Here is a 13,639-nt window from a genome sequence, read left to right as displayed (position 1 = left end):
CCAGAATCGCTTTTGCTCCCGCCTGGCCGCTTAAATAACCGTGCAGCAGCCCCTTCACTTGATGAATCCACGGCATTTCAATCGCGGAGCCGCATGACAATACGGCGACGATATTCGGGTTAGCCTGATAAAGCTCTTCCAGCAAGGCAACCTGATTGTCTGGCAGCCGCATATTTTGCCGATCCAGCCCTTCCGCCTCCGTTGCCTCATCCAGCCCGATATATAGCAGCACGATGTCGGCTTGCTTGGCAAGCGCACAAGCTCGGGCCACTTTCTTCCTGCTCTTTTTGCCGTAGCGCTCAAAGCCTGGTTCATAGCCGATACTGTCCAACCCGAATTGCTTCAGCGATTCCAGCGTATTATCCAGCGTGGTCGGATTGACAATCGATGATCCGGCCCCTTGGTAGCGCGGCTGCATCGCAAAGTCGCCGATCACGGCAATTTTGCTTGCCGGATTGAGCGGCAGAATGCCGCCTTCGTTCTTCAGCAACACAATCGACTCTTCCGCAGCCTGCTGGGCTGCAGCATGATGCTCATCGATGTCGAACGACGGCTGATGCTCGCCGTAAAATGCTTGCTCCGTCGTAAAAATCAAATGCAATAGCCGGTCCACGCACTGATCAAGCACTTCTTCATCCAGCTTGCCGCTCTTCACAGCCTGGACGATTTCAGCATTGGTTTCACCTGCAGTCGTAGGCATTTCCAGCTCATTACCGGCAATAAGTCCTGCCACACGGTCGTTGCTGCCACCCCAATCGGTAACAACAACGCCGTCATATCCCCACTCCTTGCGCAGAATGTCCTGCATCAAGTGCAGGTTCTCATTGGTATACTCCCCATTCACCTTATTGTAGGAGGACATGACGGTTTGCGGCTTGCCTTCATTGATGGCGATTTCAAAGGCTGTCAAATAAATCTCGCGCAGCGTCCGTTCATCGACAATGGTATCGATTGACATACGCCGCTCCTCCTGATTGTTGGCGGCAAAATGCTTCACACATGCCGAAATGCCATGCTCCTGAATGCCTCGAATATAGCCGGCGGCCAATTTTCCAGCGAGGTAAGGATCTTCACTAAAGTATTCAAAGTTTCTGCCGCACAGCGGATCCCGCTTCATGTTGATGCCCGGTCCTAGCAGTACATTCAGCTTTTGGGCAACTGCTTCTTTGCCCAGATAGCGGCCGATTTTTTCCCCCAGCTCCACATTCCAGCTGTTTGCCACTGTTGCAGCCGTTGGAAAGCATGTCGCTGGAAGGCTCGGATTTAGGCCGAGATGATCTGCTGCCTCCGCTTGCTTGCGAATGCCGTGCGGTCCATCGGCAAGGAAGATGCTATGGATTCCTAGGCGTTCTATCTCTTGTGTCTGCCAGAAATCTTTGCCTGACATTAAAGATGCTTTTTCTTCCAATGTCATTTTTTCAATAAGGTCTCTATATTTCATATTGTTCTCCACTTAATCCACATATTTTGTAATAAGACTACATTACATTGAACAGGAACTCTGATCGCTCAACACATAACGATTAAAGCGCATTCATTTCACCTCTGGCTTACTATATTCCTCACTGCTTCTTGTCCACTCGTCATCTGTGCTGCCCCCTTAAATTTCATATCGCCATTCTAGCATGGTTTTTTTCTTGCTAAGGAAAAACGCACAAACTGTATTTTTTTTTGCATGAACTGTCACGCGGGATTTAAAAGACAGCTAGCATACAACCGATGACACAGGGATTGCTTACCAACGCTAAATAAAAGAAAAACAGCAGATCCATGATGTATCTGCTGTTAACTCGCGCGCCCATGCTTCATCGGAATTAATATTTTCAGCTCGAACCAGTTATCCTGCTTGCCGATATTGACGACGCCGTCATATTTTTCAACGGAGTAGCGAATGCTTTTTAGTCCATAGCCATGATTCAAGGTATCCGTCTTCGTTGTAACCGGCAAGTCACCGTCCAGCTCCAGCTCGCCTTCGAAGTAATTTTCAAAGCGAATCATAATAAAGCTTTTTTGCGCAAATACCGATACATGAATCAGTCGCTTTTCCGCTTCTTCAATGTGCTGCTCGTATTCGATCGCATTATCCAGCCCATTGCCGAAAATTGTGCAGATGTCAATGACATCGATATCGTTGAGCAAGCTGCCGTCTGCTACACATGTGAGTGTAATCCCATTTTTAATGCAATATATATTTTTGCTTGCCAGCAGTGTATCCAAGACATGATTGCCCGTCTTGTTCTGCGCTTCGAATAATTTAATTTCATCCTCCATTTTCTTTAAGTAAGCATTGCGTTTTTCCGCATCCTCTTCAGCTCGGAGCGCAATCATTTGATGTTTTAAATCGTGATACTTGTAGTTAATCAGCTCGATGCTTTCTTTCGATTGTTGATACTGCGAGTACTGATGCTGAAGGATGTTCTGCACGGCTTTCAGCTCGTGACGGATGCGCAGCTCATTCAGCTGAATGTGATAAGCATATAGAATCGCAAAGCCGCCCAAATCCACGAGTGTGCGAATATTTAAGATTTCCTGCGCATACTGTCCGCTGAACGGTGTTTGCGTGCTGACAAAGCTTAAATTACTGATGCCAAACACAGCCGCTCCGATAAATACGGTCGACCACAGCTCGCGTGGTCTAATATTCAACTTGCCGTCATCCAGGATATGCCGCTTCTCCAGCAGCCAGATGATGGTAAACGCAGCGCCATATATGAGAATCAGCAACAGGGTTTCCTGCCATACTGGAGCTTGCTCTCCCTGCCAAATGAACACATGGACCTGCCATTCCAAAGAAGCCACAAATTCAGCCGCGACAAATGCCCTCACGCTGAAATATCCCGCTTCCACTAAGCTGATATTGCAGCTAGCATAGATAAAATAGAACATCATGCCGATCGCGGCAATCATACAGGGAATCCAAAAATAAATAGGCAAATCCTTGGTCAGCGTTAAAAACAATGACTGCACCATGAGAAAGCCGCCCGACAAAGCGAATAGGGCCCCGCCCTTCAACTGCTTCTTCAACGGCAATATATATACGATGCAAGCAAGCCATTCCGCAAGCGCGGTATACAAGCGTGGAAGCTCAAGAAGCACCGTATTCATTTAATAACTTCTCCCCAATAATTTGATAAGGCTTCCATAAACGCTTTGCGCTTGGGGCGACTGATCAGCAGCTGCTTGCCTCCTACAATTGCAAAAATATCATTCATTCCCTCTACATGCTCCAGATTAATAAAATATCCTTTATTGCCGCGGAAAAAGTGGTAGTCCGCAAGCTGCGCCTCCAGCTCCTTCATCGTGCCGGTAGTTTCAATCTCTCCAAATTTCGTGACGAACATCAGTTTATGCCCTTGGCTTTCAATGTAGAAAATATCTGAAATTCGAAACCGCTTAACGCCGCCCTTGACCTTGATCGTAATATAGTGCTCTTCCCGCCTCTTCATACGTTCAATCGCCCGATTCAAGCGCTGCGAAAACTGAAAATATGAAATTGGTTTTAAAATATAATCAAGCGCATCGACGGCATAACCTTTGATCGCATACTGCGCCATATTGGTAATGAATATAATGACAACCTCGGAGTCCATTTTTCGAATTTCCTCGGCTGCTGACATGCCATCCATAAAGCGCATTTGCACATCCATTAAAATAATATCAAATTGCGCCTTGAAGTCCTCAACGAATTCATCTCCATCCACATACGTTGAAATTTCGATGTGCTCGCCCAGCTCTTGCTCAAATCTGCGCAGAAAGTCCACCAGCTGATCCTTGTAGTGAGCTTCATCTTCAACAATGGCGATCCGAATCATGGTTCTCCCTCCTTTAACATGAGGGATAGATCGAGCCTATCCCCAGGAATGTTTATTATAAGTTTTCGAGTTCATTCGACACCGATTATGTTAAAGAAAATTGTAGCTTCCATCGACGTACTTTGTAAAGCATACAGAATAAAGCAATAATCATCATGAATGGAGTGAGAATTCATAATGGAACATTCACACCATTCTCAAGTGTAATACAAGTTGTAAAGGGGGAATCCACTTGGAAGAAGCAGCATTTATGCAAAACAATTTCGGAAAGTATCTAAAGTTTGCAGAAGCTAACAAAGAAATCATCATGACAAGGAACGGCAGAGATGTGGCGATTGACAGCCTATACCGTAACGGATGAACTTGTCCTAAGGGCGGGAGCTGTAAAGTATTCGGCTGACAAGAACGACAGAGTCACCTACGAGGAATTCCTGGAACTGACGAAAGCATCGGAACAGCGATACGAGCTGATCGACGGCGTCGTTACACCAGACCTGGCCATCGAGGTGCTGTCCCCGTCCTCGCGAAGCAAGGAGATGATCCCAAAGCTTGATCTATACCGGCAATGCGGCGTGAAAGAGTATTGGATCGTCGATCCGATGAAAGCTCAAGTCACGGTGTATTCTTCTTGGACGGCGAGATCGCCGATGTGAGCTATTACGCTCAAGGCCGTGACCCTTTTGCGGAATCCCCACTGTATCCGGGTTTGCAAGTTTCAACGCAAGACCTGTTCGTGTGAGAGTAGACCCTGCGAACAGCCGCCCCTCACGAGGAGCTGGCGTACTGGGCAGTTATCTGGCGCATGTGCTGGTGCGGGGCGGCAATGACGTCACCGCGCTGGCACGAGGCAGGCGGACCGAGGAGCTGGAGAGAGACGGAATCGTCATCCGTCATCATATACAGCGAAAAACAACGGTGGATCGAACGCATGTGATTGAATCGCTGGCGGAGAATGATACCTATGGATCTCATTTTTGTAGTGATGAAATATACCGATTTCCCGGCAATCCTGCCGATTTTGGCAAAGAACCGCAGCCGCAATATCCTACTGGTGGGCAATAATACGGATGCAGATCAGATGGAATAATACCTTCAAGCGCATAACGACACGCCCAAGCATATCGCCTTCGGATTCCAAGTAAGTGCCGGACAACGTTAGGAAGACCGAATGGTTGCTGTACGCTTGGCTAAAGAACCATATCATCCCGATAGTAGGGCTCAATATGGCCACCCGCATTCATGGTGGACAGATGAATAAGGTCGCTCGCGACACCAAGCGAACATTCCCACTCCCTGCTTCAGCAGTTGCTAAAGGACAAATCGGGGACGATGTAAGCACTACAAAAGGAGGCTGTTCCATAAGGACAGCCTCCCGGGCTGTTCTGCGGTGGGCAGAATGCAGCGGAGGTGGAGAGCAGCTTGTTGCCGGAAGAATAAAACCGAAGTGCAGTTGATGGACGGATGCAGCAGATCAATTCATAATCGTAAACTTGCTTAAGCTAAGCATTCGCGATTGTAGGGTTGCCTTCTTTGCGCTGCTTCGCTCGCTCTTCTGTCGCTGTAAACAGTACATCAGAGGAAGAGTTGAGCGCCGTCTCGCAAGAATCCTGCAACACACCGATGATAAAGCCCACGCCCACGACCTGCATGGCAATATCATTGGAGATGCCGAACAGGCTGCACGCCAGAGGGATAATGAGCAGCGACCCGCCGGCCACGCCTGAGGCGCCTACGGCCGACACAGCGGATACTACGCTGAGAATAAGCGCCGTTCCGAAATCCACCTGAACCCCAAGCGTATGCACAGCCGCCAGCGTCAAGACCGAGATGGTCACTGCCGCTCCCGACATATTGATGGTAGCCCCGAGCGGAATGGATACGGAGTACGTATCCGGGTTGAGCTTTAACTTTTCACATAAGCGCATATTAATCGGAATGTTGGCAGCCGAGCTGCGGGTGAAGAACGCCGTAATACCGCTTTCTCTCAAGCAGGTAAACACCAGCGGATACGGATTCTCGCGCAGCCTTGCATAGACGATGAGCGGGTTAACGACAAGCGCTACCAACAGCATGCATCCGATCAGCACGAGCAGCAGCCTTCCGTAATCCAGCAGGCTTTCAAGCCCGTTGGTTGTAATGGAATCAAACACCAGGCCCATGATCCCGAACGGCGCAAACTGGATCACCCATTTTACGATTTGGGATATAGCATCCGCACCGCTTGTGAGCAGGCTTTTGGTGCCCTCCTTGGCATTACGCAAAGCGATGCCCAGCAGGATCGCCCAAGCGAGAATACCGATATAGTTGGCGTTCATCAATGCATTGACCGGATTATCCACCACATTAAACAACAGGGTCTTGAGAACTTCAACAATGCCCTCCGGCGGAGTCAGGTCTGTTGAGCTTGTGACCAGTGACAGGCTTGCCGGGAATATGAAGCTGGCGATAACCGCTACCAACCCTGCGAGAAATGTGCTTATGGCATACAGGACAAGAATGGACTTCATATTCGTCTTGCGGCCTTTTTGATGGTTAGAGATGGCCGACATGACCAGCAATAGTACCAGTACGGGTGCAACCGCTTTTAATGCGGATACGAATAAAGAGCCGAACAGGCTGATCCCCGTCGCACCGGGAACGATCAGCGCCAGAATAACCCCCACGATAATCCCGGCTAATATCCGCTTTACCAGGCTCACTCGGTTCCACTTGAGCATCAATTCTTTCATATTATTCCTCCGAATCTATAAAATTTCACTAAGCACCGCCTCGACGCTGTAATGAACTATAGCGTTAGTTTATCACGTAAAGGGTCTGTTGTGTTAGACTGGAAATATATGTGTACCTGACAATAAATTCTACTACAACTCATCGGAATCCGTCTATCCGTGCAACCAATCTCTCTGTGTCGCGTAATAAGAGGGAACACACACCGGAAAAGGCTGAGCCGACATTCTTCCTGAAGCCATGCCCATGCTATCCCAATCATAGGGCGCCCTTCACTTAGCGGTCAATGGACTGGTACCGTCCTCCGACATGGTCGTTCCCTTAACTCGGACTTTTTTATTCGGAATGTGGTTACACTTGAATCAAGATCATAAAAATTATATGAAAGAAGGAAAATGGTATGATAATTACAACTACATCCATCATTGAAGGCTACCCCGTTAAAAGATACATCGGCGTTGTGACCGGCGAAGTGATTATGGGCGCTAACGTAGTTAGGGACTTTCTGGCTTCCATTACCGATATTGTCGGCGGACGCTCGGGTGCCTATGAGAACAAGCTGCAGGAAGCAAGGGACGCGGCGTTTGTCGAGATGGAGGATAAGGCCTCGCGTATGGGGGCCAACGCGATTATAGCGGTAGATATTGATTATGAAGTTATCCGTGAAGGAATGCTGATGGTAGCCGTCAGCGGAACAGCAGTCGTCGTATAACATAGGACCTACAGCGCATTCATAAACAAACATCGTCATGCACCAGCCAGCTCTGCCCGATCAACAAATTCCGGGTTGAGCTGGCTTTTTCATCGGTATCAAAAATGTCCATTCGAACGCGCTCGCAGGTTCCCAGCTTTTACCCGGCGTCACCGGATTGGGGAAACAGCCGTTGCCCGCTCCGTTATTGACCGGAGCGGTTTTAATTATAAATTTATTAATTCATCCGCTGGGCCTCATACCACTTCAGGAAAGCTTCAGCCACCGCTGCTCCCGCCAGACCGTTCGGATGCGGATCATCGGAATTGCTCATATACTTCGGCTGAATCCGATGCTCCTCCGGAGCCGGACAGGACAGAACCGCCGCGATATCAAATACGGCATCCACACCTTCAGGAGGACGGGTTCGAATCGCTTCATTAACGGTGCGCCATACCTCTTCTCTGTCTCCGGTAAAATTGAATGGAGGCACGGTGAAGAGAAGGATCCGCGCTCCCGTTCCGTCCTCCCTCTGCTTTAGCCGCCTTACTATGGTGGATAAATCATTGAGCAGCTCCCTGGAGCTTCTTGCCCCGATATCGATGTCGTTAACACCGAGCACAAGCGCAACAACATCCCCTTCGGCCGCCTTTGCGAGCCAAGGGCCGTCTGCCGAGGCGTCATAGGCTCTCGCCCAGCCGGAACCGATATTCCATACACTGTAGTCTGTTCCGAGGCCATCCGCTATGCGAGATACCCAGTATTCATACTCGTCTTGGGCCGTTCTTACACCTTGAGTAATCGAGTCTCCCAGGAAGACCATCCGCTGCTGAACCGTTCGGGCATACCCTATAAATGCAGGCATGACCAAGCGGCTCACTGCCGGCACGAACGCTGCTCCCAACTCGTCATCCGCCTTATTCCCTTCAGCTTCATAAGCCGTTACAAGCAGCCCCTCCGTATTGTATGGCACCGTTTTCCCTGAAGAAAGCGTCGTTATGGTCCACGTGAACGCCAGTTCATGTCCATCGGGCAGTTCGACCAGTACCGGATCGCTCCAGAACGTCTCGCCGGGAGCCACCGCCTTACCGGATTTCCCGTCAAACGTAATCTGCACGCTCGTTCCAGGTACAACCTGCCCATCCCGTCCCGTGCCCCCATCGGCAGCATAAGCCGCTTCAATACGCCACGCTCCCCCCGGCATGCTCCCTTTTGCCACCGAGCCGACATCCCAAGTAGAATCGACCGAGTTGCTATGCCAAAATCTCAGCTTTAGCTGCCCGGACTCTCTCGGTTTGATATAGGTACGATAGGTACAGGTAATTACATTGTCTTGCTCCATAACATAATTGGTTGCCGTTGATACAACCGATAGAGATACGTATTTTCCTCTCACAATGTCTCACCTTCATTTTTATGATGTTATGTACTTGCCAGAATCATCTTGGCGTCTTTCTTTCTCGCTCTGCTCCAGCGTTGCCCGTTCTCCTCCAAATTCGACTTGATCATCCAAAAGGCCGACATTCTTCCGCCAGCTACTGTTATCTGGGCTAATGCTCATTGTAGATCAATCCGGCAGAGTTGTGTTCATTTTTTACGCATGATGATGATAATCACTTGGACAATTATTTGCTTTAGCTTTTGGTTGGATTAGTAGAAAAAAAGACCGCCGCAGCGATCTCTTCTTTAACATTGCACCAGTTAGTCTAAACGACTACACCCTTTTTAAGGATAATATTTGCGTACAGCGCTTTTTCGCCGGTCGACACGACGACATAAGCATTCTTCGCCCGCTCATAGAACGAGAATCGCTCTACCTCATCAAATTGGACGGGAACGGCATGAAACTGCTTTACGATCTCACGGTATTCATTCCAGATCGGAGTTGCTACGGTATCCCCTGGCGTCACAGCCATCAGCGCTACCGGGGACTCAACATACGTATCGAGCGGAAATAACGGCAATATCGCTTTTAATAACGCAGGAATTCCGTGTCCGTCTGCCCGGACCAACCGCTGGGCATGACTTGCTGCAGGAAAATTGGCATCGCCGAGCACAATTTCATCCGCGTGCCCCATCTCCATCAGAATCTTCAGCAGCTCAGGCGAGAGCACATGAGATATGCCTTTTAACATGATATGACATCCTTCTCTATCGAATTTAGATGTAAGGCTTGGAATATTAGGAGACCGCCATTCTCTATGAATCCCTTAAACTTACTGTTGTACCTGCTGCTGTTCGACAATGGACTTGTAATGCTGGAATGCTGCCTCCCAATCCTCGTTGGACTCAGGCTCGTACCAGGCAAGCGGAAAAGACCGCTTGACGAGTTCCACTCCCTCTTCCCGATTGCGCAATGTGCCATTCGCCACAAATTGAACCAGCATGTTCCCGATGGCACTTGCCTCAATCGGTCCGGCCCACACTGTTCGGCCCATGGCATTGGCCGTATAACGGCACAACAACTCGTTTTGAATGCCGCCGCCAACCATATGGAGCCCATCGTAATGGTGCCCTGTCAGAACCTCCATTCGCTCAAGCACTTCCCGGTATCTCATAGCCAAGCTCTGCAGTATGCACTGGACATACTCTCCGGTGCTATGAGGAATGGGCTGCCCTGTCTCCCGGCAATAATCCCGGATTTCAGCCGGCATATCCGCCGGATTCATGAAGCGCAGGTCATCCGGGTGTATGAAGCTGCGGAACGATTCCGCGTCCTGAGCAAGTTCGACCAGCTCTGCAAATGAATACGTCAATCCTTGATTCTCCCATTGACGCTTGCACTCCTGAAGAATCCAAAGGCCCATGATATTCTTCAGTAATTGAAAGGTTTGATAGGCTCCACCCTCATTGGAGAAGTCTTCCTCCAGCACGTCCGTATGGACAAGCGGCTCCGGAAGCTCGGTTCCTAGAAGCGACCAGGTACCGCATACAAGATAGGCAAATCGGGATGTGTTCGCAGGAACGGCTACCACGGCGGATTCCGTATCATGCGATGCCACGGCAATCGCTTTAATCGCCGGAACGCCCAGCTCTTGCGCCACGGCATCCTGCAGCCTTCCAATCACGATTCCCGGCTGAACGGGTTCAATGAACAGGGATGCGGAAAGCCCCAGCTCCTCCATTAAGGGTTCATTCCACTTGTCTTCTGTAACATGATAGAGCTGAGTCGTGGTGGCCATGGTGAATTCGCACGCCTGGACCCCCGTCAGAAAATAGTTCAGAAGATCCGGAGTGAGTAGGAACTTATCTGCAATATCAAGCATCGGAGATTTTGATTTTAGCATTGCATTTAACTGGAAAATCGTGTTAAACGGCATGAATTGCAGACCGCTTTCTTGAAACAGACGTTCTCTCCCGACCTGCTCGCAGGTTTCCTCCACCATGCCTTCCGTCCGCAGATCCCGGTAATGATAAGGAACTCCGATGAGCTCCCCGTTACGGTCAATCAGTCCATAATCGACGCCCCATGAATCGATGCCATAACTAACCGGCTGATAGCCGGCTTGGAACGCTTTACGGATGCCATGCTTAACCTCCTGCAGCAGCATCGGGAAATTCCAGTGCAAATGCTGTCCCATCTGGACGGGTATATTGGCAAAGCGGTGAATCTCGGTAATCTTCAGCATGCCGGGCGATTCATGATCAGAAGAGGTGATCTCGCCCAGCAGCGCCCGGCCGCTGCTGGCCCCCAAGTCAAACGCAAGCACCGCGGATGAATTGCTCATAAGCCGCATCCTTTCTCACCTTAGTACTTTACCGATCCGAGTTTGAACAACCGGATCTGACCCACAATCTTTTATTTCATCTTCTGCAGGAGCTGAATACGATAATCTTCGCTCTCCAGCGCAGCGATATCATCCACTTCCTGATCTGTCAGCGGCACCGGTGTGCCGGCAGCCTTGGCGCTCAGATAAATTTTGGCGCTCTCTTCAACTACCTGGGTTCGGTAATACGCTTCACGCAGATTCCGGCCGGTTGTAACCAGTCCATGGTTACCGAGCAGGATGGAACTGGCCGTCGTTACTTTCTCCGCGACGGCATCTGCCAGCAAATCTGTCGTAGGAATGATGTAAGGGATGTATGCCGTACGTCCAACCAATGCCGCCTGGTCCGGAAACATCACCGGCAGCTCCCTCTCAACCAACGTAAAGGCAATGCAGTGGGATGGATGTGTATGCACCATCGCCCCGATATCGGGGTTGCTCCGGTATCCATACAGGTGCATCAGCACTTCGGACGAAGGCCGTAATCCTATATCGGTAATATCGCCGGTCGGGATATCGACTTCGATCCATTGCTCCGGTTCAATCTCCTCCAGCGCAAAACCGCTCGGGGACAAATACATTTTGTCCCCGGCTCTCGCGCTGATGTTTCCTCCCGGTCCTACAACGAGTCCGCTGTCGACGATTTTTTTGGCATACTTGCAGAGCTCATTTCTCGTTTCCATGTTCAGCATGTTCTCCTACTCCTCTCGTTAACCTTATTTATATAGAGGACCGAAGTTCTGACAAGCGCGGAAGTCTGCGCTCTCCGGATCGGTCGTTCCGAACATTCCCCATGCACGTGGGCGGAACACCTCTTCGGCTGGCACATTATGCATGTTGACCGGAATACGCAGGACCGAGGCCAGGGTAATGAGATCCGCTCCGATATGTCCGTAACTGATTACGCCATGGTTAGCGCCCCACTGGTTCATGACCTCATAAACGCTTGAGAACGCACCCTGTCCCGTAAGGTTCGGCACAAACCAGGTTGTTGGCCATGTCGGGTCTGTACGCTTATCGAGCGTGTCGTGTACCTCCGCCGGCAGATCCACAGAATAGCCTTCGGCAATTTGCAGCACGGGACCAAGCCCTTTTACCAGGTTAAGACGGAACATCGTCATCGGCATGCCGCCGCGCGTCAAGTAGTCGGTCGAGTAACCGCCGCCCCGGAAATACTCCAAGTTAGCCGGTCTCCACTGCGTAGCCTTCAGCGTGCGTTCGACCTCTTCATCCGTAATCTCCCAGAATGGCTTCATTGCCGGTTTGCCGTCAATCTCCTGCTCACCTGTTCCATCCAATGCAGCCGAGCCGGAATTGATCAGATGCAGGATGCCATTCTCTGCTTTTCCTTCAAGCTTATAGCCGGTAACCCGTTCTACCGAAGCCGGACTCCAGTAAGTACGCACATCCGCGAAAATCTGTGCCGTATTGGTTAACAGGTATCCGAACAGCATGCCGACTCCGTTCAGGCTGTCATTCTCGGTTGCCACGATATACGGCGAACGCCTGCCGTTCCAATCGAAGGAGGAGTTGAGGATGGTCTCCAGGAAATCACCGTTAGGGGAATGATCCGTCCACTGCCGCTGACCTTGGAATCCGGAAGCGATAGCGCTGTGACCCTGAGCCTCTTCTTCAAAGCCAAGCTCCTTCAGGCGCGGATTACCGATCATCAAATCGCGGGTGATCAGCGTCATTTTGACGACGGTTTCCCACTCCAGATCCTTGCGCTCCCGACTGTTCTGGAGATGATCCGGATTGTTATCCGGTCCTTCCGTACAATTCTCCTTCACCCAAGCAAGCGCCTGTTCATATTCTTCAGGATCATAGATGCCTTCTTCCAAGCGGCGCGTAAACTCGCTCATATCTACATATTCGTTCCGCATGCCCAGATACTCCTGGAAGAAGCTGTCGTCCACGATCGAGCCGGCGATGCCCATCGACACCGAGCCCATGGACAAATACGATTGTCCGCGCATGTACGCTGCAGCCAAGCCGCTCCGTGCAAAACGTAGAAGCTTCTCTTGAACGTCGTCCGGAATACGGGTATCCCCTTCATCCTGAACGTCTTCACCATAGATTCCGAATGCAGGAAGCCCCTTCTGGGCATGGGCCGACAGTACCGCGGCCAGGTAAACCGCGCCTGGACGTCCTGTTCCGTTAAAGCCCCATACCGCCTTCGGACGCGAAGGATCGACATCCATCGTCTCGGTGCCGTAACACCAGCAAGGCGTAACGGTTATGGTTAGGCCGACTTCGGCATTTTTGAATTTTTTGGCGGCTGCAGTTGCTTCAGCCACTCCGCCAATGCACGTATCCGCAATGACGCATTCAACTGGCTCGCCGTTCGGATATTTGAGCTCCTTCGTCAACATCTCGGCGACGGCCTTGGCCAGATTCATGGTCTGTTCCTCGAGTGATTCGCGAACCCCTCTCCGTCTTCCATCTATCGTAGGGCGAATCCCGATTCTCGGAAAACCGTCCCGCCATCTGTAATCGTTTTCAATTGTCATGTATGTCACGCCTCCCTATAAGGATTATGACATCATTGTAAGATGATTCGGTGCAAGAGATAACCCACTATTTTGTTATATCGGCTCCTAATTTCAGCAAGACAGTGAACCATCCCGATTAGCAGATGTAAA

General features: G+C 50.3%; 14 protein-coding genes. 4 read left to right on the top strand and 10 right to left on the bottom strand.

Translation table 11 applies throughout. The annotated features are described in order from the left end of the window. From ACPV3A_RS29435 to ACPV3A_RS29425, 3 genes are all read right to left on the bottom strand, one after another. Positions 1-1,441, bottom strand: a 1,441-nt coding sequence (locus tag ACPV3A_RS29435; protein ID WP_426203117.1) for a glycoside hydrolase family 3 protein, incomplete at its 3' end; no start/stop codon positions are given. 344 nt (positions 1,442-1,785) lie between these two features. Continuing rightward, positions 1,786-3,105 carry a GHKL domain-containing protein gene (locus tag ACPV3A_RS29430; protein ID WP_426203115.1) on the bottom strand — a complete coding sequence of 440 codons (1,320 nt, stop codon included), beginning with the start codon at positions 3,103-3,105 and terminating at the stop codon, positions 1,786-1,788. Next, positions 3,102-3,812, bottom strand: a complete 711-nt coding sequence (locus tag ACPV3A_RS29425) for a LytR/AlgR family response regulator transcription factor (protein WP_426203114.1) — start codon at positions 3,810-3,812, stop codon at positions 3,102-3,104. The genes ACPV3A_RS29430 and ACPV3A_RS29425 overlap by 4 nt, the downstream gene beginning before the upstream one ends. A 232-nt stretch (positions 3,813-4,044) precedes the next feature. On the opposite strand from ACPV3A_RS29425, the gene ACPV3A_RS29420 reads away from it, so the two are divergent. The 3 genes from ACPV3A_RS29420 (at position 4,045) to ACPV3A_RS29410 (ending at position 4,874) form a co-directional block, all read left to right on the top strand. Next, positions 4,045-4,173 carry a hypothetical protein gene (locus ACPV3A_RS29420; RefSeq protein ID WP_426203112.1) on the top strand — a complete coding sequence of 43 codons (129 nt, stop codon included), beginning with the start codon at positions 4,045-4,047 and terminating at the stop codon, positions 4,171-4,173. Then, positions 4,139-4,465, top strand: coding sequence for a Uma2 family endonuclease (locus ACPV3A_RS29415; RefSeq protein ID WP_426203110.1), 327 nt, complete (start codon positions 4,139-4,141; stop codon positions 4,463-4,465). The genes ACPV3A_RS29420 and ACPV3A_RS29415 overlap by 35 nt, the downstream gene beginning before the upstream one ends. Before the next feature lie 82 nt (positions 4,466-4,547). After that, entirely contained in the window at positions 4,548-4,874 is a 327-nt protein-coding gene (locus ACPV3A_RS29410; protein WP_426203108.1) for a ketopantoate reductase family protein, read from the top strand. Here the strand turns inward: ACPV3A_RS29410 and ACPV3A_RS29405 are convergent. After that, positions 4,858-5,034, bottom strand: a complete 177-nt coding sequence (locus tag ACPV3A_RS29405; RefSeq protein ID WP_426203107.1) for a hypothetical protein — start codon at positions 5,032-5,034, stop codon at positions 4,858-4,860. The genes ACPV3A_RS29410 and ACPV3A_RS29405 overlap by 17 nt on opposite strands. Positions 5,035-5,311: 277 nt before the next feature. Continuing rightward, positions 5,312-6,541: a serine/threonine transporter SstT gene (gene sstT, locus ACPV3A_RS29400; RefSeq protein WP_220684720.1), complete on the bottom strand. Its 1,230-nt coding sequence runs from the start codon at positions 6,539-6,541 to the stop codon at positions 5,312-5,314. Positions 6,542-6,939: 398 nt separating this feature from the next. Between sstT and ACPV3A_RS29395 the strand changes: the two genes are divergently transcribed. After that, a complete protein-coding gene (locus ACPV3A_RS29395) occupies positions 6,940-7,251 on the top strand; it encodes a YbjQ family protein (RefSeq protein WP_194543389.1) in 312 nt (103 codons plus the stop codon). 217 nt (positions 7,252-7,468) lie between these two features. Here the strand turns inward: ACPV3A_RS29395 and ACPV3A_RS29390 are convergent, their stop codons facing one another. The 5 genes from ACPV3A_RS29390 to ACPV3A_RS29370 all read right to left on the bottom strand — a co-directional run bounded on the left by ACPV3A_RS29390 (position 7,469) and on the right by ACPV3A_RS29370 (position 13,507). Further along, positions 7,469-8,626 (bottom strand): SGNH/GDSL hydrolase family protein, encoded by a 1,158-nt coding sequence (locus ACPV3A_RS29390; protein ID WP_194543390.1) that lies wholly within the window; start codon positions 8,624-8,626, stop codon positions 7,469-7,471. 310 nt (positions 8,627-8,936) lie between these two features. Beyond that, positions 8,937-9,365: an L-fucose mutarotase gene (fucU, locus tag ACPV3A_RS29385; RefSeq protein ID WP_426203104.1), complete on the bottom strand. Its 429-nt coding sequence runs from the start codon at positions 9,363-9,365 to the stop codon at positions 8,937-8,939. Positions 9,366-9,446: 81 nt separating this feature from the next. Further along, positions 9,447-10,958: a rhamnulokinase gene (locus ACPV3A_RS29380; protein ID WP_426203102.1), complete on the bottom strand. Its 1,512-nt coding sequence runs from the start codon at positions 10,956-10,958 to the stop codon at positions 9,447-9,449. 71 nt (positions 10,959-11,029) lie between these two features. Next, positions 11,030-11,689, bottom strand: coding sequence for a class II aldolase/adducin family protein (locus tag ACPV3A_RS29375; protein WP_071220327.1), 660 nt, complete (start codon positions 11,687-11,689; stop codon positions 11,030-11,032). A gap of 24 nt (positions 11,690-11,713) precedes the next feature. Further along, positions 11,714-13,507, bottom strand: coding sequence for an L-fucose isomerase (locus tag ACPV3A_RS29370; protein ID WP_220684718.1), 1,794 nt, complete (start codon positions 13,505-13,507; stop codon positions 11,714-11,716). Positions 13,508-13,639 lie beyond the last annotated feature (132 nt).

Origin of the sequence: Paenibacillus sp. Dod16 (genome assembly GCF_049893405.1) — a bacterium.
Lineage (GTDB): Bacteria > Bacillota > Bacilli > Paenibacillales > Paenibacillaceae > Paenibacillus_AQ.
This window is presented reverse-complemented; position numbering and strand designations above follow the sequence as displayed.